This is a genomic window from Acinetobacter sp. UNC436CL71CviS28 (assembly GCF_000620525.1).
GTDB classification, from domain to species: Bacteria; Pseudomonadota; Gammaproteobacteria; order Pseudomonadales; family Moraxellaceae; genus Acinetobacter; species Acinetobacter radioresistens.
The window spans coordinates 20,602-45,799 of the sequence record NZ_JIBB01000025.1; the positions used below are offsets into that span (position 1 = coordinate 20,602).

At 40.6% G+C, this 25,198-nt stretch carries 23 protein-coding genes; 14 read left to right on the forward strand and 9 right to left on the reverse strand.

Annotated features, from left to right (window positions below):
• Together N518_RS0110300 and N518_RS0110305 are read left to right on the forward strand one after the other, a co-directional pair.
• Positions 1-1,755: a hypothetical protein gene (locus N518_RS0110300; protein WP_005025352.1), complete on the forward strand. Its 1,755-nt coding sequence runs from the start codon at positions 1-3 to the stop codon at positions 1,753-1,755.
• Complete coding sequence (locus N518_RS0110305) at positions 1,737-3,872, forward strand: EAL domain-containing protein (protein WP_005025350.1); 2,136 nt, start codon at positions 1,737-1,739, stop codon at positions 3,870-3,872. The genes N518_RS0110300 and N518_RS0110305 overlap by 19 nt, the downstream gene beginning before the upstream one ends.
• Before the next feature lie 61 nt (positions 3,873-3,933).
• Here N518_RS0110305 and rpmE read toward each other — a convergent pair whose 3' ends face one another.
• From rpmE to N518_RS0110325, 4 genes are all read right to left on the reverse strand, one after another.
• A complete protein-coding gene (gene rpmE, locus N518_RS0110310; protein WP_005015004.1) occupies positions 3,934-4,158 on the reverse strand; it encodes a 50S ribosomal protein L31 in 225 nt (74 codons plus the stop codon).
• Between the two features lie 204 nt (positions 4,159-4,362).
• Positions 4,363-5,364, reverse strand: a complete 1,002-nt coding sequence (locus tag N518_RS0110315) for a bile acid:sodium symporter family protein (protein ID WP_017401220.1) — start codon at positions 5,362-5,364, stop codon at positions 4,363-4,365.
• 159 nt (positions 5,365-5,523) lie between these two features.
• On the reverse strand, positions 5,524-5,925 hold the full coding sequence (gloA, locus tag N518_RS0110320) for a lactoylglutathione lyase (protein ID WP_005025346.1): 402 nt from the start codon (positions 5,923-5,925) through the stop codon (positions 5,524-5,526).
• A 2-nt stretch (positions 5,926-5,927) separates the two neighbouring features.
• Complete coding sequence (locus N518_RS0110325; RefSeq protein WP_010700345.1) at positions 5,928-8,081, reverse strand: AmpG family muropeptide MFS transporter; 2,154 nt, start codon at positions 8,079-8,081, stop codon at positions 5,928-5,930.
• Positions 8,082-8,262: 181 nt separating this feature from the next.
• Between N518_RS0110325 and N518_RS0110330 the strand changes: the two genes are divergently transcribed.
• Positions 8,263-10,896: a Lon protease family protein gene (locus N518_RS0110330; protein ID WP_005025342.1), complete on the forward strand. Its 2,634-nt coding sequence runs from the start codon at positions 8,263-8,265 to the stop codon at positions 10,894-10,896.
• Between the two features lie 55 nt (positions 10,897-10,951).
• Here the strand turns inward: N518_RS0110330 and grxD are convergent, their stop codons facing one another.
• Entirely contained in the window at positions 10,952-11,293 is a 342-nt protein-coding gene (grxD, locus tag N518_RS0110335; RefSeq protein ID WP_005015011.1) for a Grx4 family monothiol glutaredoxin, read from the reverse strand.
• Positions 11,294-11,454: 161 nt separating this feature from the next.
• Here grxD and N518_RS0110340 point away from each other — a divergent pair, with 161 nt between their 5' ends.
• On the forward strand, positions 11,455-12,669 hold the full coding sequence (locus tag N518_RS0110340; protein ID WP_026444217.1) for an aspartate aminotransferase family protein: 1,215 nt from the start codon (positions 11,455-11,457) through the stop codon (positions 12,667-12,669).
• 56 nt (positions 12,670-12,725) lie between these two features.
• On the opposite strand, the gene N518_RS0110345 is transcribed toward N518_RS0110340, so the two are convergent.
• The 3 genes from N518_RS0110345 to surE all read right to left on the reverse strand — a co-directional run bounded on the left by N518_RS0110345 (position 12,726) and on the right by surE (position 15,470).
• Positions 12,726-13,655, reverse strand: a complete 930-nt coding sequence (locus tag N518_RS0110345) for a LysR family transcriptional regulator (protein WP_005405327.1) — start codon at positions 13,653-13,655, stop codon at positions 12,726-12,728.
• A gap of 98 nt (positions 13,656-13,753) precedes the next feature.
• Positions 13,754-14,575 (reverse strand): peptidoglycan DD-metalloendopeptidase family protein, encoded by an 822-nt coding sequence (locus N518_RS0110350; RefSeq protein WP_005025337.1) that lies wholly within the window; start codon positions 14,573-14,575, stop codon positions 13,754-13,756.
• A 121-nt stretch (positions 14,576-14,696) separates the two neighbouring features.
• Positions 14,697-15,470: a 5'/3'-nucleotidase SurE gene (gene surE, locus N518_RS0110355; protein WP_017401219.1), complete on the reverse strand. Its 774-nt coding sequence runs from the start codon at positions 15,468-15,470 to the stop codon at positions 14,697-14,699.
• A 106-nt stretch (positions 15,471-15,576) separates the two neighbouring features.
• Between surE and N518_RS0110360 the strand changes: the two genes are divergently transcribed.
• The 10 genes from N518_RS0110360 to N518_RS16235 all read left to right on the forward strand — a co-directional run bounded on the left by N518_RS0110360 (position 15,577) and on the right by N518_RS16235 (position 24,922).
• Positions 15,577-15,948, forward strand: coding sequence for an MCR_0457 family protein (locus tag N518_RS0110360; RefSeq protein ID WP_005025334.1), 372 nt, complete (start codon positions 15,577-15,579; stop codon positions 15,946-15,948).
• 160 nt (positions 15,949-16,108) lie between these two features.
• Positions 16,109-16,507, forward strand: a complete 399-nt coding sequence (locus tag N518_RS0110365) for an MCR_0457 family protein (RefSeq protein WP_005025333.1) — start codon at positions 16,109-16,111, stop codon at positions 16,505-16,507.
• Positions 16,508-16,625: 118 nt separating this feature from the next.
• Complete coding sequence (gene dacC, locus N518_RS0110370; RefSeq protein ID WP_005025331.1) at positions 16,626-17,774, forward strand: D-alanyl-D-alanine carboxypeptidase PBP5/6; 1,149 nt, start codon at positions 16,626-16,628, stop codon at positions 17,772-17,774.
• A gap of 98 nt (positions 17,775-17,872) precedes the next feature.
• Positions 17,873-18,409 (forward strand): gamma carbonic anhydrase family protein, encoded by a 537-nt coding sequence (locus N518_RS0110375; RefSeq protein WP_005015027.1) that lies wholly within the window; start codon positions 17,873-17,875, stop codon positions 18,407-18,409.
• Between the two features lie 848 nt (positions 18,410-19,257).
• Positions 19,258-19,743 (forward strand): NUDIX hydrolase, encoded by a 486-nt coding sequence (locus N518_RS0110380; protein WP_005025328.1) that lies wholly within the window; start codon positions 19,258-19,260, stop codon positions 19,741-19,743.
• 4 nt (positions 19,744-19,747) lie between these two features.
• A complete protein-coding gene (gene mnmA / locus N518_RS0110385) occupies positions 19,748-20,881 on the forward strand; it encodes a tRNA 2-thiouridine(34) synthase MnmA (RefSeq protein WP_005025326.1) in 1,134 nt (377 codons plus the stop codon).
• 17 nt (positions 20,882-20,898) lie between these two features.
• Entirely contained in the window at positions 20,899-21,630 is a 732-nt protein-coding gene (gene hflD / locus N518_RS0110390) for a high frequency lysogenization protein HflD (protein WP_005015036.1), read from the forward strand.
• 55 nt (positions 21,631-21,685) lie between these two features.
• On the forward strand, positions 21,686-23,074 hold the full coding sequence (purB, locus tag N518_RS0110395) for an adenylosuccinate lyase (RefSeq protein ID WP_005015038.1): 1,389 nt from the start codon (positions 21,686-21,688) through the stop codon (positions 23,072-23,074).
• 92 nt (positions 23,075-23,166) lie between these two features.
• A complete protein-coding gene (locus tag N518_RS0110400) occupies positions 23,167-23,814 on the forward strand; it encodes a DUF2238 domain-containing protein (RefSeq protein ID WP_005015040.1) in 648 nt (215 codons plus the stop codon).
• Positions 23,815-24,382: 568 nt separating this feature from the next.
• Entirely contained in the window at positions 24,383-24,922 is a 540-nt protein-coding gene (locus tag N518_RS16235) for a DUF1269 domain-containing protein (protein WP_228133332.1), read from the forward strand.
• Here the strand turns inward: N518_RS16235 and N518_RS16780 are convergent.
• Positions 24,857-25,198 (reverse strand): IS30 family transposase (locus tag N518_RS16780; RefSeq protein WP_033854892.1); only part of this gene is annotated, 342 nt, incomplete at its 5' end. The genes N518_RS16235 and N518_RS16780 overlap by 66 nt on opposite strands.

Below are 25,198 nucleotides of genomic sequence, written 5' to 3' on the forward strand. Positions count from 1 at the left end.
ATGATGAATAGTACATTTTCAGAAATATTTCATTCCCCCAATGTTCTTGATAGGGAAAAACTTAGCTTTGCACCTGCTACAGTGAAAGATCTGGAAATGTGGGCAGGTAATCTGTCTTTCATGCAGCTTGGTGACACCTCTAAGTCGCTGTTTCATGCCGTACTCGAAATCTCTCGCTTAAAATGTAGTGAAACACTCAGATTTGACCTGATTCATAGTTTGCATCCTACCATCGATAAAGTACTGGCCAGCTTAGAAAAACATTTTTTTAATCAGGGTCCTATCAGTACTGACCGTAATGAGCATATTATTGAACTGGCTATGCTACTACGCTGTCACTTTGCAGGAGTTTATATTAATATTGCGCGTTCTGCGCACGAGCAGCTCGCTCATCAAAAATTTTCTCTTTTTGCTTTTAATCAGAAAAAAAACTTATCTATAGCTCGAACATTGGCAATTTATTATGCCCTGCAACAACTTGTCAGCCTACTGTATCAACAGCAAATACTTTATAGTCACTATTTTACCGGTCAATGGCTCATTGCTCATCAGCTGTATGATATTGCTTTAAAAAATGATTTTCATATGAACAGTATTAACCAGATACAGGGCACTCAAAATATTTTAGCCAATATTAATCAGACCTATGCCCAGCTGATCTTACTGGACATTTTTAATGCCCATCAAATTCGGCCCTCTGAAATTCAGTCACTTTATGAATGCAGTTTTGACTGGGCCAAGCTGATCCAAATTTTACCTAGAGCAACGACTCTCACCAAATATGTTGTAGATTGCAATAAAGACTACCCACCAATTCACCAGAAAAAACAGAATCCGGATTTTGAACCCAGTTTTTTTATTACTACTCAGGAATTGCTGGAACACATCAATGCGACTTTTGGAAGAACGCCAGAATTTTTATCAAAACATGAACAGAAAAATTTAAGTTTGGCACTCAAATTCCATGTACAAACCATTTTAGGCAGCACGACAGAACGCCGTCATGACCGCTATCAATATTCTGCACAGCTAGATATCTGTTTTAGTTTATTGTCCGCACATTTCTATCTTTCAAAAGCCAAGACTTTTAATGAAACATTAATGCTGGAAAATAATTATGGCTTTCAAAGTGAATCAAAATTATTATTAAACTGGGATAAAGATACGCCTGATACTCTTCCCCAAGTCAATTCTAGCCGGCTATTGGATCGGGAAGCCAAACAACTTTATCAGACCAGCGTGCTTGATGTCAGCTTAAATGGTTACCGAATTAAATGGAAAGGTGAAACCCCAAAAAATTTACGCACAGGCGAATTTATACTGGTTAAGGAAGAAACCCAAGAGAAATGGCGAGGTGGAGTCATTCGCTGGATTAAGCAGTCTACTAATAAAAGCCTGGAACTTGGACTGGAAATTTTGGCACAAGAGATGTATCCGTGCGCAGTTCGAATGCAGATTGATCTTCATACAATTAATTATCATCCTGCTTTACTTATTCAAAAAGCCGTCTTTCAGCAGCAGGTCACCCTTATTTTACCAGGTTCACAAACCTTTAAAGAACACCAAACTATTTACTTGCGCTTGGGCCAGGAAGAAATCAAAATTTGTCTTACCAAGGCATTGTTGATTACCCAAAGCTTTATCCAGTTCAATTTTGAGTTGATTAACGAGCAGCAACAGGGGTTACTCGATCAGTTTATGGATAAACAGGCGCAAGAATTAAATAAACAAGATTTATGGGAAGCATTGAAGTGAGAAACCCGCTACTCTCCAAAAAATTCAAACGTACTGAAACGCGTCTACTCATTATTGATGATAATCAGATCCGTTATAACCAGATTATAGAGATTTTTGCTCAGCAAGATCACCTGGTACAGGCAGTGCTGTTGGATGACTTAAAAAGTTTTGAAAAGCAGCTTCATCTGGATTGGGATCTGATTATTTTCGGCCGGGCCTATGATCTTAAAGTTGAACAGGCTCTTTCAATCGTACAGGCATCAACCCAGCCAAGTTTGCCGGTGCTCCTTATAAAACCTGATCAATATGAACCGGCACAATATAATCACTATATATATAAAGGTATCTATGATGTCATCAACTTGGATTTTCCAGAACGTTTTTATATAGGGCTGGTACGGGCACTTTCATATTACCGACTGGTACAGGCTCAACAGCGTTTAAGTATTGAACTTGAGATGGCCCAGAATCAGGCGCAGACCCTGGTTCAGGAAAGTCATAAAGCTGTTGCTATTATTCAGGAAGGAATTCATATTCAGGCAAATAATGAATACCTGAATTTATTCGGCTTGGAAAAAGAAGATGAAGTTATTGGATTACCTCTTTTAGATATATTACAGCCTGAAGATCTGAATGATTTTAAACAGCGTTTTAAAAAAATCAGTCAGGGGCAGTTTGATCAGGGGCATTTCGAAATACGCACTCTAAACAGTCAGGTTGCCTGTTCATCCGCACTTGAACTTGAATTTGTATCTGCTGCTGAGGAAGACGCTCTACAAATTAGAATTAATTGTGACTCAAGTAATTCTAATACCTTGCTCTCTAATAATAGCTCACCCCAGATATCAGAGAAAAACTCAAATTCAGTTAACCCTTTTCAGCTGGTCAACCGTTATTTAATTAGCCAGCCTGCAAAATTTAATGCTCTGGTGGTATTTAGTCTGGCCACCTGCTCTGATCAGATTTTCAAGAGTGACTGGAATACTTTAAAAACTTACTTTTTGAATATTGAAGACTTTATTAGAGAGCAAACTCATACGCTGGTCTTTAAAGTTCATACCATATTATATGGTGCCCTGTTTCAAGCAGAATCTGAAGAAATATTAGAATCTCAGTTAATGAGTCTGCGCGCCCTCGAAAAAGCCCAGCTTCTGACAGTTAATGATGTGAATTTCTCTTTGCAACTACAAATTGGTTATACACTCATTCCAGATGAAATTCGGGACAATGATCATTTCGAAGAGCTTCTGGAGTATGCATTTAACCATCACCTGCCTGAGCTGGAACATGAGCCTGAACTAGAATTAACTGCTCCGCTTGAAGTTGAGCCGGCTCCGGTACCTGAAGTTCCAGAAACCGCTCTGAGCGCAGCCACCTCTACCCCTTCACTGGTACAAGTATTGGCCCAGAAACTCCAGCAGGCAGATATTCATTTAAGATATCAACAGCTTTATGATAAGCAGGATATCAATCTTTATACTTATGAAGTTACCAGCGGTATTATTTATGAAAATCGCTGGCAAGAATTTTCTGGTTTAGCTGACCTACAAGGAAACAATGAGCTTTCAATCAAACTTGATCGCTGGGTACTGGTAGAAGCCTGTAAACAATTACATAATTTTATTCGCCAGTATCCTGACGCCAGACTGATTGTTAACTTGAATCAGCATATTTTATTTAATGACTCACAGCTTCCTGAATTGGTGGCTAAACTTATTACCATTATTGGTAGTAAACAGTCCCATCCACTTATTTTGCAATTTGCTGAGGAAGAAATTCTTTACAATTTACCGGCAGCACAAAAGCAGATTGCGCTATTACGTCAATATGGTGCAGAGATCTCAATCCGGAATTTTGGAAATTCTATTTATAGTGAATCATTACTAAATCAGATAGAGCTACAGTATGTCACCTTAGATCAACAGTTAACACAATTGATTTCTAATGATAAAGAACTAGGCAACCTGCAAGAAAAAATTATCAATTTCCTGGCAATTAAGCCTGTTGAAATTATTTTGCGTGAACTTGATGACATGAACCTGTTTGCCAATGCATGGAATATTGAAGCACGTTATTTGGAAGGTAATTATTTCCAGAAAAAACTAGAATTCTTAACTGATGTACAGGATCAGTAATTCAGGCTGCTGTTTTGAAGCGTAAAAAAAACGGGCTTACTGCCCGTTTTTTTTTCTAGTATTAACGTTTGATAGAACGTGACATACCAGCGAAACGTTGTTTGAACTTGTCAATACGACCGCCAGTGTCAACATTCTTCTGCTTACCAGTATAGAATGGGTGACAAGCTGAGCAAACGTCCAGATAAAGAGTTTCTTTACCTAAAGCAGAACGAGTTTCGATTACGTTACCACAAGAACAGGTAGCAACAAGTTTTTCATATTTTGGGTGAATATCGGCGCGCATCGTCGATTACTCCTAAGTAAAGAAAGGTTTTGCTATCATCGCAATTGACCACTCTCAAATCATTTGAGGAAGGCCGGGCTTAATAAAAACCACAGCAGATCAACACCACAACAGACCATTCTCTTGGCCCACCGAGACGGTTTCCGTCAGGGCTAAGCACAACAAGTGGCCAGTATTATAAATTAAAAATTAATTTATAGCGAATTATTCTGCCGCCTCTTCACCTATATATTCCTCAGTGTCCTGTTTAGACCAATAATTAGCAATTACGCCGCAGACCATAAGTTGAATCTGATGAAAGATCATAATCGGTAGAACAATCATGCCAAGTGGCTGCCCTGCAAACAGAATCTGTGCCATAGGTACACCACTAGCCAAGGTCTTCTTTGAACCGCAAAAAAATACTGCAATCTGGTCTGGTCTGTTGAATCCCAGCCATTTAGGAATATACCAAGCCAACAACATAATCACTGTCAGAAACACTGAACATATTAAAGTCAGGTTAAATAGAGTCAGCCAGCTTACCTGTTGCCAGAGACCTGTTACAACAGCACCACTAAATGCGCCATAGACCACCATTAAAATAGTGCCCTGATCAAAAGTTTTTACAATGCTTGGCGCTTTTTGCATAAGGGGAAAAACATAAGGCCTTAATAACTGTCCCGCAATAAATGGAACAAGCAGTAATAAAGTAATTTCTATAATGGATGAAGTCGGATCATAATCATGTTTGGATCGTCCAAAAATAAAAAGACTGACAAGAACCGGAGTAATAAACATACCCACTAGATTTGAAAATGAAGCACTACATACTGCCGCCGCAACATTGCCTTTGGCAACTGAAGTAAAAGCAATTGAAGATTGAACTGTAGATGGCAAAAAGCACATAAACAGAAAACCCAAGTATAGTTGCTCACCAAGCATCGGAAGTAGCACAGGTTTGGCTAATAGGCCAATGATAGGAAATACAGCAAACGTAAAAGCAAAAACCACTACATGCAACTTCCAGTGCAATATACCTTCAACAATTGCCTGGCGTGATAATTTTGCTCCATGCAGAAAAAATAAAATGGCAATTGCTATATTGGTAATAACCCCGAAGACTTTAGCTGGCTCACCACTTACTGGTAAAAAAGTTGCCAGTACAACCATTACAATCAGCAATATAGTAAAGCGGTCCAATGCCAGTAATTTTAATATATTCATAATCAACATCCTGTTTTTTTATAGGCTGAAAATTAATAATAGAAAAGCCCAGTCAGACGATTTTACCTTTAGGTAAAGTTTCATCTTACTGAGCGTAATTATTTAAGCTAGTGTTTAGCTAAAATGTTCGGTATTTTCTTTGAACACTTAGTCTTTTACTTAATTGTTCCTGGCATTGTCATCCTGTTGAATTAGCTCAATCTTATAACCATTTGGGTCTTCAACAAAGGCAATTACGGTAACTCCGCCTTTCATCGGTCCAGCTTCACGAACCACATTACCACCACGTGCTTTAATTTCCTCACATGCCTTGTAGGCATCTTCTACTGCAATGGCGATATGACCGTAAGCATTGCCCAATTCATAACTTTCTGTATCCCAATTGTGGGTTAACTCAAGTACTGTATGGTTTGCTTCATCACCATATCCTACAAATGCCAGAGTAAAGCGGCCCTCTTCATAATCACGTTTACGAAGTAAAGTCATACCGAGCACTTCAGTATAGAACTTGAGAGACTGTTCTAAATTGCCTACTCGTAACATGGTATGCAGCATGCGCATGATTAATCACCTTTATGTTCAGATTCTAGAGATTGATGTTCTCGCAGTAATTTTGCTACCCATACGACTAATACCAAAATCGGAATACCGATTAGTGTAGTCATAAGGAAAAACTTCGGATAACCGATATTGGAAACAATAGTACCTGAATACCCTCCTAAAATCTTAGGAGTTAATGTCATAAGTGAACTAAAAATAGCATATTGAACAGCGGTAAAAGAAACGCTGGTCAAGCTAGATAAAAAGGCAATAAATGCCGCACCTGCCAGACCGGACGCCAGATTATCAACAATAATGGCAAAATATAACCAGAGCGAGCTATAAGGTTTAATGACTTTACCACTTACAACTGTTGTGTCTTTTTGGGGGTCAACAACAGAAAGTGGCTGAATATCGATATCAAGCTGTTTGGCTGTTTTTAAATTATTCACTTTATAAGAGTGTGTGGTTTGTAATTTTACCTGCTTGTTTTCTATCAACTCCGCAACAACTGTTTTACTTGGAGAATTGACTAGCAGATGAGCATCTATTGCTGCGCTAAATATACCGTTGTCATCAAGTTTGGCATCGAAATTATGACCATCCAGATGTAAAACTATTTTTTGCTCTGGATTAAAAGCAGGGCCAGCATACTGTCCTCTTACCACCAGGCTATTTTTCTGCTCCTGCTGATCTAGCTGGTTATCACTGGTAATGGGTAGCAACAGCAGTTGAGAACGGTTATGATCCTGAGTTAAATAAGGTATATAGGCATTAACCTGCTCAGGACTATCTGTATACTGAGTTTTTACTGAAATCTGGCTTTGCTGTGCAAGCTGGTTGTTGGGTATTGCTACACTCCAAGTTCCTACTTCATCCGTAGTAGTCTGATAAGTTTGATGACCCACTGAAATTTCAATATCACCTAATGGCTGACCAGATTTAACCAAGCCAATAAAGATTAAGTTGGTAGAACTGGCCAATACTGCTCCTACAAACATTAATTTCATAATGTTAATGCGCTGCGCCAGCAAACCGCCCAAGAAACCACCGATTAGGCTAAAAATTACGCCATACACTTTAACCGCTTCGGCAATCTGTTCTTTACTAAAATTGAGATCCTGATAAAACACATTAGATATAACACCAGCAATAATATCGGAAATTCGGTAAAAACCAATTAACAGCAATAATACCAGAGCTAGTTTTAATCCATAGCGTTTAAAAAAATCTAATATTGGATTTACCCAGGTTTCAAAAGCCATCTGCCGGTTTACAGCGCCCAGTTTTACCAGCGTAGCACCCACCAGTATTGATACTGCGCCTGAGCCTAAAAAGCGCAAAGCTTCAAACAGGAACAAAAGAAAACTATCTTCAATACCCATATTATGAACAAGTGCTTCAACGGCAGTACCTGAGTAAATATAGGCAGTAACGAAGCTGATGACCGCAACAAAAAATACTGCCACCAGCCGGTAGTAATCACTACGTTTATATTCTTTATAGATACGGTTTACTTGTGGCTCGCGAATAATAAGTGTAGTCAATACACCAACTAACATGACGGCTGCCATAACCAGATAAGTAGTCTGCCATGCAGTATAGATGTAATTACCTTTAGCAGTTCCTAAATATGCTGCCAGGAATAAAGCACCTGCACCGGCGACAATCATACCAATCCGGTAACCGGCATTATAAGTAGATGCAAGGACGGTCTGCATTTCTGTTTCAGCAAGCTCGATTCGGTAGGCATCAATTACAATATCTTGTGTTGCTGCCGAGAAACCTAGTAATACGGCACCTGCTGCCATCTGGATCAGATGACTCTGCCCGAGCGCCGGATCAGAAAAAGCCATAATACAAATTGCAGTAATGATCAAACACTGTGCAATGAGCAACCAGGCTCGGCGACGCCCTAGAGTTCTGGTCAGATATGGGACAGGCAGCTCATCAATTAAAGGTGCCCATACAAACTTAAAAGAATAGCCCAATGCTGCCCAGCTAAAAAAAGTCACTGCACTTTTATCTATCCCTGCCTCGCCCAGCCACAGTGACAGGCTTGAAAAAATCAATAAAATAGGGATACCGGCAGAAAAACCCAAAAACAGCATAATAAGGGCTCGGCGGTCAAGAAAGGCTAAGAAAGCAGCTTTCCATCCTGAACTTTGTGTGGACATTGAATAATTATTTTCCAGTGAATCTTAAATTTTGCTATTCAAACGTTTAATTGATCAGGTTTCAATGCTTTTTATGAAATCCGCTGTCTTTTATAATGAAAGCTGATTCGCCTGCTTGATATTTTCCCTTAAACCTGTATACCTTTAAAACTCTAGCGAATATTAAGTTTTGGATTTTACAGTGACCCAAAGACTCGATCAAATGACATCTTCTTTATCTACCACTACTACAATTAATCTTGAGAAACAACTTGATCATGCCTATCCATCAGCATTGGACCGGACTGAAATTCAAAATACTTTAAACTTAACTGCGCTCAAGCCAGAACAGCTTACTCATATTCCTGATCTGGAGAAAATTCCTTCCTCAACAAAACGGATCAAGCCTCTTAATAATTTTTTAGGTCAAGACCGGGCCAAAGCCTCTGTCGAGGCCGGAATTACGCTACCTTATTCAGGCTATAATATCTTTGCTGTAGGTACAGCAGGTCTAGGTAAACGTACTATGATCCGGCGCCTGTTACAGCAGCATGCCAAAGCCATGCCTACGCCAGACGACTGGGTGTATGTCAATAATTTTGAAAATGCCCGCCAGCCCATACTACTACGTTTTCCGGCCGGACATGGACCCAAGTTTCAAAAAGCCCTGCATCAAACCTGGCAGGTTGCACTCAAACAGTTAGAACGGCGCTTTAGTGCCGAGACCTATCACAACCAGATCGAGTTAATTCGTCAGCAAACCGGCAATGAACAACAGCAGGCACTGGTAGAATTAACCAAAGAGGGCGAAGGCCTTGACCTTAAACTGGTCTCCCATCAAGAACAGCATTGCTTTGTTCCTGTACAGATTAAAGATGGCAAACTTGAAGAACTGAGCCAGACCGAAATTAATGCACTGAGCAGCAAAGAACGTGCTGAAATCGCATCCAATATGCGTTATATGGATAAAAAACTGGAGCGATTGGGCTTACATTTGGGTGATCTTGAAGATGAAGCCAGAGATCAGGTATCAGACCTGAACCGCGAAATTGCTAAACAGGTGGTAATGCCGCGAATTGAGAGTATTCTCAATAAATACGCTGAAGTTGCCGGCTTAGAGAAATACCTGAAGCAATATGCAGAAAACATTATTGAAAATGTCGAGATGATTCTGGATCAGGAAGAAGACGAATTCTCGCCTGCTTTATTCAGTCGTGTCCCTTCCCGCTATCAGGTCAATACTATAGTCAGTAATAAGCCAAACAGCGGCGCCCCTGTTATTTTTGAAGATTTCCCAACCCACTACAATCTTTTAGGCCATGTTGAGCAGCTAACTCAAAATGGTACGATCAGTACAGATTTTAGTCTGATCCGCCCTGGTGCACTGCATAAAGCCAACGGCGGATTCTTAATTTTAGAAGCAGAACAGCTTTTAGAACAGCCTTATGCATGGCAGGGTTTAAAACGTGCCTTAAAGTCTGGGCAGCTTAAATTATCATCGCTTGAACATATGCTAACTTTGACTGGCAGTATTTCAATCGAACCTGCACCCGTACCTTTAAACTTAAAGGTGGTTCTACTAGCTGAACCTGAAATTTATTATGAGATTCTGGAGGTTGAACCAGAACTCGACAGTATTTTTAAAATCCGTGCAGATTTTACTGATACATTACAACGTAATGACACTAACGAACAGGCTTACATGCAGCTCATTGCAGATTATGTACAGGCAGACAAGTTATTACCCTTTGACCGCTCTGCACTTGCTGCGCTCCTGACAGACTCAAGCCGCCAAGCAGAAGATCAAAGTTCTCTGTCTTTACATGCACTGACTTTAGGTGACCTAATACGTGAAGCTCATCATCATGCCCATCAGGCGGGTGACAAGGTGGTTTCTGCCAAATACATCAATATGGCACTTGATCACCGTAAATATCGCTTAGGTTATTTAAGGGAGCTTTATTGGCAGGACCTGTCCCGCGGTACTCAGCTGATTGAAACGTCTGGGCACCGTCTGGGCCAGATTAATGCCTTATCTGTAATTCATTATGCAGATGTAGAGTTTGGTCTGCCTTCCCGCCTGACTGCATCGGTATACCAAGGCGGTGGAGATATTCTTGATATCGAACGCAGTGTTGAACTTGGTGGTTCTTTGCATGCTAAAGGCGTACTACTGATGTCCAGCTTTTTGAAAGCACATTTTGGCCGCGAGCAAATGCTTCATTTCTCGGCAGCATTGGCTTTTGAACAGAGTTATGGACAAGTAGATGGAGATAGCGCCACTGTTGCAGAGTTATCGGCCCTGCTCTCTGCTATTAGTCAGATTCCGATTGACCAGTCTTGGGCAATTACAGGCTCTATGAACCAGCTTGGACAGGTACAACCGGTGGGTGGCGTCAATGCCAAGATCGAAGGCTTCTTTGATGCATGTAAACTGCAAGGTCTAACTGGAAAGCAGGGCGTCATTATTCCACGCCAAAACATGCAGCACCTGATGCTACGCCAAGATGTGATTGATGCTGTCAATGCCGGCCATTTTCATGTCCATGCTATTAGCACGATTGATCAGGCGCTAGAGATTTTAATGGCCCAACCTGTAGGTATATTAGATAAAAAAGGCCGTTATAGTAAAGGTTCCATCTATGCGGCAGTTATGGAGCAGCTTGAATACTGGCAAGCACTTGAAGATGGTGAAGAAATGAGTGAGGATCCTAAGAAGAAGAAAAAAAAGAAGAAAAAAAAGAAGAAAAATGAAATAAAGATTGCCATTGAAGGGAATACAGTCGATCAAATACCAGCAGGTAATATATCTGCTGAACTTTCTGGTCAGCCCTGACCTCTTAATAAAAAAGCGCCTTTAACAAGGCGCTTTTTTATGGTTGGGCAGTTACTCAAGCTTCTGGAGCTGGGCTATACTGCTCGACCAATGGCTTGAGCTCACCATTTTGAAACATTTCCAGCATAATGTCACTTCCGCCTACCAGCTCACCATTTACCCAGAGTTGTGGGAAAGTTGGCCAGTTAGCAATTTTAGGCAGTGTTGCACGAATATCCTGATTTTCCAGAATATTTACATACGCAAATGGACGGCCAATTTGACTGAGTGCTTCTACAGCACGCGCTGAGAAACCACACTGCGGAAATTGTGGAGTGCCTTTCATATAAAGAAGTACAGCATGTTTAGCGATTTGATCGCGAATTAACGCTTCAGTATCACGTGCTTGTTCAGTCATAGATCAATCCTCAACTATTCTATCGGCCATTATACCTAAAACTGAGGAAAACTGGGTCCGTGTCAAAGATATTTCTATGTTAATTTGATTTTTGGCCTTTTATTCTGAGGCTGTTTTTGCTTATATAAACTTTTTAATCCACCTAACATCAAGAGTTAGCCATGAATAATATTACCCTCGCCCCTGTACAAGCTGATCAACCATCGCATCTGATGCCAGTCTTTGGCCGTCAATCGATCAGTTTTGTCCGAGGTCGAGGAGCGTATCTTTATACCGAAGATGGCACCGAGTATCTGGATGCACTTACCGGTATTGCCGTATGCGGTTTAGGCCACGCTCACCCAGTACTGGCCGAAGCAATTGCCGAACAGGCGATGACTCTCATTCATACCAGCAATCTGTTTGAAGTGCCTTGGCAAACAGCTGCTGCGCAGAAACTGGCTCAGGTCTCTGGTATGGAAGAGATTTTCTTTTCAAACAGTGGTGCTGAATCCAATGAAGGTGCTATCAAAATTGCACGTAAATACGGTTATCAGCAAGGTATAGCTACCCCTAAAATTATTGTAGCGGATAAGTCTTTTCATGGACGGACTTTGGCAACTTTATCTGCCACAGGTAATAAAAAGGTCCAGGAAGGCTTTGCTCCACTGGTAGAAGGCTTTATCCGTGTACCATTTGGCGACCTCGAAGCCATTGAAGAGGCTGCACTTCAGCATCCGGATATTGTCGCTATCCTGATTGAGCCTATTCAGGGTGAAGGTGGCGTGAATACTGCAGCACAAGGCTTCAGCTATCTGGAAGATATCCGTCGAATTTGCAACCAGCACAACTGGCTGATGATGCTGGATGAAGTACAAACCGGAAATGGACGTACCGGCAAATATTTTGCTTACCAGCATACCAATATTATTCCAGATGTACTGACGACTGCTAAAGGCTTAGGCAACGGTTTTCCAATTGGTGCGGTAATGACTCAAGGCCGTGGTGTAGGCGTACTTGCTGCTGGAAATCATGGATCAACCTATAGTGGTTCAGCACTGGGTTCACGTGTAGTTTATACCGTACTTGAACTTTTGGAAAAGGAAAATGCACTGGAGAACGCAGCTCAAATCGGTCAATATATTGTAAACCAGATTCGTGAACAGCTAAAAGAATATCAGGTTAAAGTCCGCGGTTTCGGAATGATGATTGGTATTGAATTACCGAAAGACTGTGGCAAACTGGTGAATATTGCACGCGACGAGTACAAACTGATTATTAATGTAACTGCTGGTTCTGTGGTCCGTTTATTGCCGCCACTTAATATGACACAAGAGCAAGCCGATGATCTGATTCAGCGTCTAATCCCGGCAATCAAAAGTTTTCTTAAGGCTTAATAGATAAGAAAGTAATATAAAAAAAGCCGCTCAGTGCGGCTTTTTTATAATCTTGTTTAAGATGCTTCCTGATAGACTCTGCCACCGGGAAGTTGACTAAAATACTGTTTCAGAGCATCCAGACAGCGATGAATTTTCATTGGCTGCTGTTCACGTCGAGAGATAATTGCATAAAGAGTAAAAGCAGGCAGTTTCCACTCAGGCAATACCTCAACCAAAGATCCATTAATCAGATCTTTCTGCACATCCAGATAAAGAATACGCGCCAAGCCATGTCCATGCTGACATAATGATTTCGCAACCAGCACATTGTTACTGTACAGACGGCTACGCATTTCCAGATCAACAACTTCACTTGTCACACCATGCTGGAATGAAAACTGCTGATAATTATTCATGACATTAATTGGAATAAGATCATGATTTTTTAAATCTTCAGGACGTGATATTGGAGCAGACTGGTTCAGGTAACTTGGAGAAGCAACCAGAATCTGCTCAACACGGGCCAGCGGCACGGCAGTCAGATTAGAATCCTCTATTTTTGAACTCATGCGTACAGCAATATCAATACGGCCTTCAATCAGGTCAATATATTTATTCTCAGCCTCAAAATGAACAGATAAACCGCGATGTGCAGATATCCAGTGAGACAGAGCAGGTACAAGATGCATGGCACCTATTTCTGGCGTGGTCGCAATGCGCAGGTCACCGACCAGTTCATCGCGCAGTTCATTAATTCGAACCTTTCCACGTTCAGCAGCAGCGAGCATTTCTCGACAGCTGTGGAAAAAAGCTTGTCCCGCTTCGGTCAGACTCAACTTCCGGGTAGAACGATGCAGAAGAATTACTTCCATTTCATTTTCTAATGAGCGGATTTGCTGACTGACGGCGCTTGTCGTAATACCAAGTTCACGAGCCGCACCGCTAAACGAGCTTTTTTCAACAACGCAAGCAAATACTCCCATTGCCCGGAGTTGATCTAACATAAAATTCCCTCTGAACTTTGAGCTGTCTTTATTATTCAATATTTGATAAAAACAACTCGTTGTATTATACGGGGATTTTCTAGTTTTGCATTAATTTATTAATTAATTGGTAAAATGCTTGCCGGATTGATCGGTTTACCATCCAGACGGATCTGGAATTCCAGCATAACCTGATTCGTACCACTAGAACCCATTTCAGCAATTTTTTGTCCTGCTGTTACATTATCACCGCTTTTTACCAGCATTTTACTATTATGTGCATAAGCACTAATATAACCATCTATATGCTTAATCAGGACCAGATTTCCATACTCTTTCAAGCCATCTGCCGCATAAACCACCTGTCCGTCTGCTGCTGCAAATACTGGATCGCCCAGATTTCCTGAAAAACGGGTTCCTTTAATATTACTTGCCGGATTATAAGCCTGAAGTACAGGCCCATTGGCCGGTTTCACCCATCGTAATGTCGTACTACGAACCGGTATGCTCGGTGTAGGGCTGGTTGGCTGGACAGTCGTACGAGTAGTTGTGGTTACAGGCGGCGGTGTTGGCAGAGCAACACGCTGACGCTGAATTGGGGCAGCCTGGGTAATCGGCTGGGTTTGACTACGGCGTGTACCTGAATTTTTCAGGCGCAGTGACTGGTTTACATAAATCCGGTAAGGGGCTGAAATATCATTCATTTCAGCAATACTTAAATAGCTCAGACCATAACGCGCTGCAATACCGCTTAAGGTGTCACCAGAGCGTACTGTATAGTAATCTGGTGCAGTTGCATAACGAGTCGGATTATTGATCTGAGGTTTAGAAGCACAACCTGTAAGAATCAGGGTAGAAACAACAGCAACCGACAACACTATTTTTTTCATGATTGTTGTAGTTGGAACAGGAAATAGGCGGTGTTGTGGAACCAATTGCATTGATCTCCCTCTCTTATATAGACTCAAAAAACAACTGCGCTAAGGGTATCAAAAAAGTCCGGTGAAAATCATTTCACCTTTCCTTTTTCACAAACTTATAACATAACTGGTTTGTCCGTGTTTAGCTGAGCTCAAGATCTGTTTGTAAACTCTCCAGTATTGCATAGTTGGTGGCGTCCATCTGAATTGGCGTAATACTCACATAACCATTGGCAATTGCAAAAAAATCTGATTGAATCTGGTGAATATTTTCTCGCGGTTCTGTTACTGCCTCACCAGCCAGACCAATCCAGTACACTTGGCGGCCACGTGGGTCTACATGGCTGGTAATCGGTTTAGATTGAGAACGCTGACCCTGATAAGTAATCTGGGCACCTTTAAGTTCCTGTAGGTCTGGAATATTAATATTCAAGATATGACGTGGCGGTAACTGGGGCAAACCACGAGCAATAAAATCATGAACCCAACGAGCAGCAACCTTGAACTCATCAGGATGTACATATGAGCGTACATTACCGCCAGCAAGTGAAACGGCAATAGCCGGCTGCTTCATGAGACGGCCTTCAAAAGCAGCACCTACTGTACCAGAGTACAGTACGTCATCGCCTAAATTAGCTCCACTATTGATACCACTGACGACCAGATCAAACTCGAAATTAAACAGGCCATTCATAGACAGGTAAACACAATCTGCAGGTGTGCCATTAACAGCCCAAACATCTTCAGCAATAGGTACCGGTCTTAAAGGACGGTCTAGGGTTAACGCACTCGAATAACCACTCCGCTCGGCTTCAGGAGCAACCACAACTACACGACCTAAAGGTTTCAAGGCCTGTGCAAGCGCCTGTAGGCCTGGAGCAAACACACCATCATCATTGGCAATTAGAATATTCACACAAAAATCTCGGTTAAAAAAATGACTGTAGAGGACATTAAATTGAATTATTCAATAAATTATATATATTTGACTCTCTACATCTACCTATAAATTTGTGAAAACAATGATTAAGTCATTTTTATTACGGGGACTAATGAGTCTGGGGTTTGTTGCAGTCATGTCTCAGGTGGCACTGGCCAATGAGGGCTTGACTCAGCAAGAGGCTGATACACTGGTCAAAGAAGATATTGCAGGCACTCAGGTACTGGCAGAGGTATGTCCAGCAATCTTGGGGAAAAATACTCGTCTGGACACTAATATCCAAAAGCTGATTAACAGCTATCTGGGAGAATACTCTGATTCCTCAATGACTTATGCCCGTTTGCAAAATGATATAGAGTATAAGCGTGTGCTTGCTGAAGCACGTTCAGCTGCAAAAGAAGCTGATCAGGAAGAACAGAAATCAGTATGTCAGGATGTTCTGGACTTTGAGTAAAACATCGACTTAAAAATATAACCTGTTTTAGAAATCCCGGCTTTTCCAAGCCGGGATTTTTATGGTGCATGTACAGGCTAGATACACTTTATCTATTTTCTTTCCATGATTTTTGATTAAGCTGTTTTGCTAATTGCTTGTATTATGAGACTAAAACTGTATGAAATTAAAACACTTCTCTAAAATGGGTTTAGGTTTGTTCACAGCTCTTATGTTAACTGCGCCTGGTACTTATGCGGCAGAAAACAACAAAGCTGGTTCTGAAAATATTGATGTAACACCACAGCAGCAGGTTACCCAAGAAGAGCTCGCCGCTATTTATGTGTTGTCTGAGATTTGTCCGGGACTGATTGGTAAAGACCAGAAATTTAATGAGGGATATAGCCGTCTGGCTCAGGCACATATGCCTGGCGAGAAAAATGCAGTTTCTGCCCTAGAAAAACGCAGTAAAGCAAAAAATTTCCAGAGTGTTCTGAAAGAAGCACGTCAGGATGCTAAAAATGCAGGCAAATCTAAAAACACCCAAGTTTGCCGTGACGTCGCTAGTTACGGTGCCTAATACCCGATAGTTACAATACTGTATGAAATAAGCTGGCTTCCTGGTAGAAGTCAGCTGTGCTTTGGCCTAAAATGCTAGCCTCTTTTTGTGCTCATATTAAGTATTGGAACCTCCTAGAATGACCCGAAAAAGTGCCATTGCTGCCCTACTCTTATTACCATCTTTCTCATATGCAGCAACAGTCCTCTCTTCTCCACCAGAATTGAATAATAAATCCTATGTTCTGATGGACTATGAGACCGGGCAAATCCTGGCTGCAAAAAATGAAAATGAAAAGCTGGCACCTGCCTCAATGACTAAAATGATGACCAGCTACATCATTGAGCAAAAATTATTAAAAGGTGAACTCACCGAAAACGAACAGGTTCGTATGAACGAGTCAGCCTGGTGCCGAGGAAGCAGTTCTGAATCATGTATGTACGTTCCTTTAAATGGAACAGCCTCTGTCCTAGAAATGCTGCGAGGTATCATCGTACAATCTGGTAATGACGCATCAAAGGCCGTGGCTGAACACGTAGCTGGGAATGAAGGTACCTTCGCCCATATGATGAATCAGGAAGCAAAACGTATTGGCATGGTAAATACCCATTTCGTTAACTCGACAGGTATGCCAGCTGAAGGTCATGTTTCTACGGCCAAAGATATGGCCATACTTGCACAGCACATCATTAAAGACAGCTCTAAATATTATCCGATCTATTCAGAAAAAGAATTTACCTTTAACGGTATCAAACAGGGTAACCGTAATGCCCTGCTTTATACTGACCCAAGTGTGGACGGCTTGAAAACAGGACACACTGATGAAGCTGGCTTCTGTCTGACTACTTCATCAAAACGTGGTCCAATGCGACTAATTTCAGTAATCTTTGGTGCGCCAACCATGCAGGAACGCGCAACTCAGACTCGTGATCTGCTGGGATGGGGTTATGCCAACTTTGAAACTGCCAATGTACAACCTGCAAAACAGGTTCTGGCTAAATCAAAAGTCTGGTTTGGTCAGGAAAATGAGGTTGAAGTAGGTCTTGCCGAGAACTTTAACGTGACTATGCCAAAAGGTCAGGCCGACAAAATTAAAACCCAGCTGGTGGTTCAGCCTAAACTAAATGCTCCCCTGCAAAAAGGCCAAGTAGTAGGTAAACTGGTGGCTAGCCTAGATGGTAAAGTTATTGCAGAAAAGCCATTAGTCGCATTAAAATCGGTAGAAGAAGCAGGTTTCTTTTCACGTATGATCGACCATATTAAACAGTTCTTTAGCAACTTGTTCTAATTACACTTTTTAAGCTTATGCTAAAGTTAGGGCATCTTTACTGCGGTATGGATGCTTTTTATTTTATACTGACCTGATTTTTGATTGGTTCCCCAGAAATGAATAACAATATTCGCTCCTACCTCGAACATACACCACAAGTTGATAACAGCTGCTACATCGATAGCATGGCAGTCGTTATTGGAGATGTGCATTTGGCTGAAAATGTTTCTGTCTGGCCTTTTGCAGTGGTACGTGGCGATGTAAACAGTATTCGTATTGGAAAGAACAGTAATGTACAAGACCATTGCATGCTGCATGTTAGCCATAAAAAAGCTGATAAACCTGAAGGTTCTCCACTGATTATTGGTGAAGATGTGACGATTGGACATCATGTAATATTACATGGCTGTACTATAGGAAACCGGGTACTGGTTGGCATCAAGACCGTTATTCTGGATGATGTCATCATTGAAGATGACGTAATGATTGGGGCAGGCAGTCTGGTACCGCCACGCAAGCGACTGGAGAGCGGTTATCTATATGTAGGGAGTCCTGTACAAAAAGTTCGACCACTTACAGACAAAGAAAAAGAATTTCTTCCATACTCAGCAAGACACTATGTGAAAGTCGCAAATAATTATCAGGAAAATTAATTTATAGCCTAATGATATCTCTTCTATCATTTAGGTTTAAAATTATCTTGTCCAAGAAAAAATCTATGAACTCTGCTTAAGATCAACACTAACCTAAACATAGTCAGCTATGAGAAAAGACTAAAAATGATATTAAAAAGTATAGCTTCGAAGGCATTTCAGTAAATGCTACGGACAGCTCTCTTTTATATAGTATTAGGCTTTTTAGACTTATCAGCGTTCCGAAAATTATATGATTGAGCTTGTCTGTCGTCAGTAGCATAATCAGCCCTGTAACTGAGCCGGTTGAGCAAGGTGAATTTTATGAGTAGAAGAAAAGCTATAATCATTTTTTAAGAAAAGTCGATCTAATTTTTTATTGATTGATGAAAAAAAATTTAAAGACTATTTTGGTATAGCACTCAGCTACTATAACAATGCTTTTATCCTGCACTTTATCAACCTGGGCCATCTGTAAAAGCAGATTCGTTTGACAAGGTTAACTCTGATATAAAGTTTCTGTATGATCAGCCGCTACTTGACCGGAATAATACAGCTATCAATTTTTTAAATCTAAAAATTCAGTTATATCTATAGTTCAGAAGTAAATAAAATTTAAGGGATTAATATTACTAAAGATATAAGTATGGTGGCTTTGGAACATCGGATCTTGAAACATCTGACTGTAAATGACGTTTGTGATCTGTAATATGGACAGGTAGCCAAACGAAAAAATTTCAATAATTGATCGATATTTTCCAGCACAGATAATAAGCAATAAAATATTATTCAATACTTAGTCTGGCATGAGCATAGCCATATCCACCTAAATTTTGTAGAATACGGCTTTTACCTTACGGTGCTTTTAAATGACTGCTTGGACACCACATGTGACTGTCGCAACCGTCGTAGAAAAAGATGGTAAATTTCTGTTTGTTGAAGAACAGGCTGAAGGCGTAACTCATACTGTATTTAACCAGCCTGCAGGCCATGTCGAAGCAGGTGAAACAGTCGTTCAGGCTGCTGTGCGTGAGACCATGGAAGAAACTGGTTATGAGGTAGAAATACACTCTTTGCTAGGCATCTATACTTATACCCCTCCCATGTTTCCTGATCGTACTTATTATCGTTTCTGCTTTCTTGCCAAGGCAGGCACTTACAATGCTGATGCACCACTAGACACTGGTATTGTCGGCGCAGTATGGATGACTCTAGACGAGCTGACCGAGACAGCCCGTGCACGCAGTCCACTGGTCATCAAAGCAGTTCAAGACGCACTGTCAGGGCAAAAATTTCCTTTATCGCTCATCTATGAGCACCAAAATTCTCCCCTTATTTCAAATCTGGATGCTTAATCCTATGCAACAACGTGTCATCGTCGGTATGTCTGGTGGTGTAGATTCTTCTGTTTCTGCAGCACTTCTTCTTCAACAGGGTTATCAGGTTGAAGGTCTCTTCATGAAGAACTGGGAAGAAGATGACGGCACGGAGTACTGTACTGCAATGAAAGATCTGGCTGATGCACAGGCTGTCTGTGACAGAATCGGCATCAAGCTGCATACCGCAAATTTTGCAATGGAATATTGGGATCGTGTATTCGAACATTTTCTGGCCGAATATGCTGCAGGCCGTACGCCTAATCCGGATATTCTTTGTAACAAGGAAATTAAATTCCGTGCATTTCTAGATCATGCCGTAAAACTGGGTGCAGATTTTATTGCTACTGGTCATTATGCTCGCCGTGGTGAAACTAAATATAATTCGCAAGGTGAAGCTTATGCAGAACTATTGCGTGGCGTAGATACGAATAAAGACCAGACCTACTTTCTGCATGCTGTTCATGGCCGTGAAATTAACAAGACTCTATTTCCAGTAGGAGAAATAGAAAAACCGCAGGTACGTAAAATCGCAGAAGAGCTTGGTCTGGCCACAGCAAAAAAGAAAGATTCAACCGGTATCTGCTTCATTGGTGAACGCCGCTTTAATGACTTTCTTAAACAGTATCTGCCAGCACAGCCGGGGAAAATCGTTCTCGATGATGGTAAAGAGGTTGGTGAGCATCACGGGTTAATGTACTATACACTCGGCCAGCGCGGCGGTATTGGAATTGGTGGCTTAAAAGGTGCGGCTGAAGGTGCGTGGTTTGTGCTGTATAAAGATATTGCGGGTAACCGTCTGGTAGTAGGCCAAGGCCATGAGCATCCTCTTATGCAGAGTACAATTCTTTGGAGTGAAGCGATTGACTGGGTTGCGGGTGAACAGGAAATTCCTGCATCCGGATTACGTTGTACAGCAAAAACTCGTTATCGCCAAGCTGACCAGGATTGTACGGTTTATAAAGATGATTCTAGTACGCAAGGGGTACGGGTTGAATTTGATGATCCCCAACGCGCAGTTACACCAGGACAAAGTGTAGTATTTTATAGTGGTGAAGTTTGCTTAGGTGGTGGCGTGATTCATCATACCAATGCACCTGTTCCCGATTTTATTTAGCAAGGAAGTGATCAGGCATGGTTGATTTCCCCTTTCAACAGCCTCAAACCCTGAGTGAGCGCCAAAACAGGGCTTTAGCCTTGGCAGCCGTATTCCAGGCTACTCAGCTTACTCATATGACCGCCATGTCCGGTCAAAAAAGTATGGGCGAAAGTGGCAATTTCTATTTCGAACAGCTGATTAAAGCCAGTTTGAATATTCGCCCAACTGTTAATCATTCTAGCCAGACACTCGATTTTTTTAATCACCTTGCCGATATATCTTTAGGTTTAAAAACGCTGGAAAGCAGTATAATCCAGCCTTTTTCAAGCACCCCCAAATCTCGTATTCCTAAAATCTCGGCAGCTAAACTGCCCATGTCGTATGCTATGGCCTTGCTGCAATTAGAAAAGAAGGTTTATCGGAATCCGGAATATGTCCAGATTATTGAAAAATCTCAGCAAAAAATATTAAAACAGCTTTCTTTTTTCGATAATAATTATTTGCACCCCAGTATTCTTGCCAATCTTGCCCAGACCTATGTCGATACAGCAGGACAGATTAATCCGCGTATTTTAGTTCGTGGTAACGCTGAAGCATTTAAAGACACACAACATACCAACCGGATTCGCGCCAGCCTGTTTACTGGTCTGCAAATGGCACATTTGTGGCGTCAGCTCGGTGGCAGCTCCTGGAATATGATTTTCAGGAAACGTAAATTACTACAGGATATTCAGGATCTCGCTCGTTTACAGTATCAGGCGGTTTAACTGATGCAAAATGGGCTTGCTGCTTAGCTTTAATTCCAGACTTCAAGGAATCACTATGAACGCTTTAACTGCACTTTCACCACTCGACGGGCGCTACGCAAGCAAATGCGATGCATTACGCCCTTATCTTTCTGAGTTTGGCCTGATCCATGCCCGTGTTACTGTTGAAGTGCGTTGGTTACAAGCGCTCGCAAAACATCCTGAAATTACTGAAGTTGCTGATTTTAGTGCTGCAACCAATGCTGCTCTTGACCAGATTGTTACAGAGTTTTCTGAAGCTGATGCTAACCGGATCAAGGAAATAGAGCGCACCACTAACCATGATGTCAAAGCAGTCGAATATTTCTTGAAAGAAAAAATTGCCGGTATTGATGAGCTAAAGAATGCAGGTGAATTTATTCACTTTGCCTGTACATCTGAAGATATAAATAATCTGTCTCATGCATTAATGCTGAAAAATGGCCGCGATGTGCTACTGAAAAGCATGCAACAGTTATTAAACTCAATTATTGCCCTGGCTGAAACGCACGCAGACCAGCCAATGTTGTCCCGTACTCATGGCCAGACAGCCAGTCCGACTACCTTGGGTAAAGAAATGGCAAATGTTGCCTATCGTCTGGCGCGTCAGATCAAGCAATTTGAAAATGTTGAACTGCTTGGGAAAATCAATGGTGCAGTAGGTAACTATAATGCCCACCTTTCAGCTTATCCAGATATCAACTGGCCAGCACACTCTCAGGCTTTTGTTGAGTCTCTAGGTCTCACCTTTAATCCGTATACAACTCAGATTGAACCGCATGACTACATGGCGGAACTCTTTGATGCCCTACGCCGCTTCAACACCATCCTGATCGATTTTAACCGGGATGTATGGGGTTACATTTCTCTAGGTTATTTCAAGCAAAAACTTAAAGAAGGTGAAGTTGGTTCATCCACCATGCCACACAAAGTTAACCCGATTGACTTTGAAAACTCTGAAGGTAACCTCGGTATCGCTAATGCAGTACTGGCTCACTTGGGTGAAAAATTACCTGTTTCTCGCTGGCAGCGTGACCTGACGGACTCTACCGTACTTCGTAATATGGGTGTAGGTTTTGCACAAAGCCTGATTGCGTTTGATGCATGTCTTAAAGGTGTAGGTAAGCTTGAGCTAAATGCTAACCGCCTGCTTGAAGATCTTGATCAGGCACAGGAAGTACTGGCAGAACCGATTCAAACAGTAATGCGTCGTTACAACGTAGAAAAACCTTATGAAAAGTTAAAAGCATTGACTCGTGGCCAGGCTATGACGCGAGAGATGATGGTAAACTTTGTAAATGGCAATGAGCTGGAAGCCGTGCCTGCTGCTGATCGTGCCCGTCTTGCTGAAATGACCCCCGCAACTTATACCGGCAATGCTGCTGAACAGGCAAAACAGCTTAAAGAGCTGATTGAAAAAATCTAATTGAAAAAATAAAAAAGCGGAGCTTTGGCTCCGCTTTTTTATTATGATGACTTTAACTTATATATTTAAACTTAAAGTTTTCTAAAATTAAAATGATTGATTACCATTTACATGCGAAACATTGGGGTGTCTTTATAATTTTAGCTTTGGCTGTGATGATTGCCAGCATTCATCCAATGGAGCTATCTTCTTATCTTCTCCATCAACTCGGCACCCTATTGATGTGGATTGCTCTGATTATTCTTATTAAGAAAATCGGACTCGGCTTTGGTAGCGTAACTTCTTATATTATCTTTCTGCTGATTCATGTATTAGGTGCCCATTATCTCTATTCTTATGTTCCTTATAATGAATGGTTCATTCAGTTATCAGGGATAGATTTGAATCAGATGATGGGCTGGCAACGTAACATGTATGACCGTCTGGTACACTTTGCTTATGGTTTACTACTCTATCCGGTATTTTTAAGGTTACATCAGGTTTGGCTACCAGATTTGAAACCTTGGATATGGTTTATCCTTGTGATTGAGTCTGTCATGAGTACCAGCCTGATTTACGAATGGATAGAATGGCTGATAGCAATTAACTTATCACCTGAAGCTGCAGAAAACTATAATGGCCAGCAAGGTGATATTTGGGATGCACATAAAGATATATTGCTTGCAACTCTCGGAGCAATAATGACAGGTATCATCGTTTTAATTAAGGAGAATTATAAAACTTTATTAAATAGATCTTGAAATATTATTAAATAATTTTTTTTAATATTTTTATAACATGTAGTTATCTAGATTTATGCTAATATCCTTTTAAACAAAAATTTATTTTACTTAGCTGAAATAAATATACACACATTAATATCCAAAATAAAAAATTAAGCTTGAAAAATTAAATTTATTGTTCATAAATAATTACAATCTACCCTTAATAAAGTTCTAATTTGTATATTACGAGCAATAATTATATTTTATTGAGATTATAACCCTTTTCTCTGTAATTATCATTTACTCTAAAAATACACTTAACTTTTTCTTTGATTATCTTTAATTTTATTAAAAATTATCACAACTTATATAATATCCATTATTAAAACTAACTTTATCAAAAATGTTTTATTAGAAGCTGAATACTATTCATTTTTATAAAAAATAAGAAACAAAATATTAGTATTAATTTTTAATAAAATTAAATATTATAAAAATCAAATTAATACAATATAATTTTTATTATATTCACAAAAGTTAACTATTTCTCTTATTTTAATATTGTATGAATATTATACACATTATAATCAATACAGGTGAAGAAATGGCACATAATATTATTTTAGTTACTTGGAATGAATCAGCACAAGCCTTTGAAAATTTTAGTAAATTTAAAGACTCCCCTATTAAGGATATTAATGAAGTTACGCTTTTAAAACGCCAAGAAAATGGTAGTTTTAAAATTGAAGAACAAATAGATCCCAAACAAAATAATGGGATTTTAAGTGGCAGCCTACTGGGTTCTTTAATTGGAATATTGGGTGGCCCACTTGGCTTACTTTTAGGTTTTACCACGGGTGCATTAATTGGTGGAACCTATGATATTAATCGTGAACAAGATGATTTAGCTGTACTGGCTAGAATTAGCCAAGCATTACCCCTCGGCACTGTGGGTATACTCATTGATATTCATGAAGCGTCTGAAGATTTTATTGATGCGCTTTTTGAAAAAACCGGAGCAACAATTTATCGCTGGGATTATGAAGATGTACAGGCAGAAATTGAAGCCAGGGCGAATTCAAACATGAGGTGCGACAGTTTGAAAAGTCTTATGATAATCAACAAGCTGAGCAAATTTCTCTAATGGTGTAAGCCAATCTAACGCTTTTCTAGGACGAGTATTCAGTGACATGGCAACTTGATTTAAATAATGCTGATCTGCCTGATTTAAATCAATCCCTTTAGGTAAATATTGCCTAATTAAACCATTCATATTTTCGCATGTGCCTTTTTGCCAGGGTGAATGTGGGTCACAGAAATATACATCTATGCCTAAATCTTCTTCAAGTATTTTATGTTCTGCCATCTCGCGTCCACGGTCATAGGTCAACGTTTTACGCAGTTCTGCAGGTAAATATTT

Bases quoted from the DNA above. Each gene is read 5' to 3' on its own strand.
- dacC (WP_005025331.1), top strand. From the start codon at position 16,626: ATGACCCGAAAAAGTGCCATTGCTGCCCTACTCTTATTACCATCTTTC.
- N518_RS16235 (WP_228133332.1), top strand. From the start codon at position 24,383: ATGGCACATAATATTATTTTAGTTACTTGGAATGAATCAGCACAAGCC.
- N518_RS0110315 (WP_017401220.1), bottom strand. From the start codon at position 5,364: ATGAATATATTAAAATTACTGGCATTGGACCGCTTTACTATATTGCTG.
- N518_RS0110300 (WP_005025352.1), top strand. From the start codon at position 1: ATGATGAATAGTACATTTTCAGAAATATTTCATTCCCCCAATGTTCTT.
- N518_RS0110380 (WP_005025328.1), top strand. From the start codon at position 19,258: ATGACTGCTTGGACACCACATGTGACTGTCGCAACCGTCGTAGAAAAA.
- N518_RS0110350 (WP_005025337.1), bottom strand. From the start codon at position 14,575: ATGCAATTGGTTCCACAACACCGCCTATTTCCTGTTCCAACTACAACA.
- N518_RS0110340 (WP_026444217.1), top strand. From the start codon at position 11,455: ATGAATAATATTACCCTCGCCCCTGTACAAGCTGATCAACCATCGCAT.
- N518_RS0110305 (WP_005025350.1), top strand. From the start codon at position 1,737: ATGGGAAGCATTGAAGTGAGAAACCCGCTACTCTCCAAAAAATTCAAA.
- hflD (WP_005015036.1), top strand. From the start codon at position 20,899: ATGGTTGATTTCCCCTTTCAACAGCCTCAAACCCTGAGTGAGCGCCAA.
- grxD (WP_005015011.1), bottom strand. From the start codon at position 11,293: ATGACTGAACAAGCACGTGATACTGAAGCGTTAATTCGCGATCAAATC.
- purB (WP_005015038.1), top strand. From the start codon at position 21,686: ATGAACGCTTTAACTGCACTTTCACCACTCGACGGGCGCTACGCAAGC.
- rpmE (WP_005015004.1), bottom strand. From the start codon at position 4,158: ATGCGCGCCGATATTCACCCAAAATATGAAAAACTTGTTGCTACCTGT.
- N518_RS0110400 (WP_005015040.1), top strand. From the start codon at position 23,167: ATGATTGATTACCATTTACATGCGAAACATTGGGGTGTCTTTATAATT.
- N518_RS0110325 (WP_010700345.1), bottom strand. From the start codon at position 8,081: ATGTCCACACAAAGTTCAGGATGGAAAGCTGCTTTCTTAGCCTTTCTT.
- N518_RS0110365 (WP_005025333.1), top strand. From the start codon at position 16,109: ATGAAATTAAAACACTTCTCTAAAATGGGTTTAGGTTTGTTCACAGCT.
- mnmA (WP_005025326.1), top strand. From the start codon at position 19,748: ATGCAACAACGTGTCATCGTCGGTATGTCTGGTGGTGTAGATTCTTCT.
- N518_RS0110375 (WP_005015027.1), top strand. From the start codon at position 17,873: ATGAATAACAATATTCGCTCCTACCTCGAACATACACCACAAGTTGAT.
- N518_RS0110345 (WP_005405327.1), bottom strand. From the start codon at position 13,655: ATGTTAGATCAACTCCGGGCAATGGGAGTATTTGCTTGCGTTGTTGAA.
- gloA (WP_005025346.1), bottom strand. From the start codon at position 5,925: ATGCGCATGCTGCATACCATGTTACGAGTAGGCAATTTAGAACAGTCT.
- N518_RS0110360 (WP_005025334.1), top strand. From the start codon at position 15,577: ATGATTAAGTCATTTTTATTACGGGGACTAATGAGTCTGGGGTTTGTT.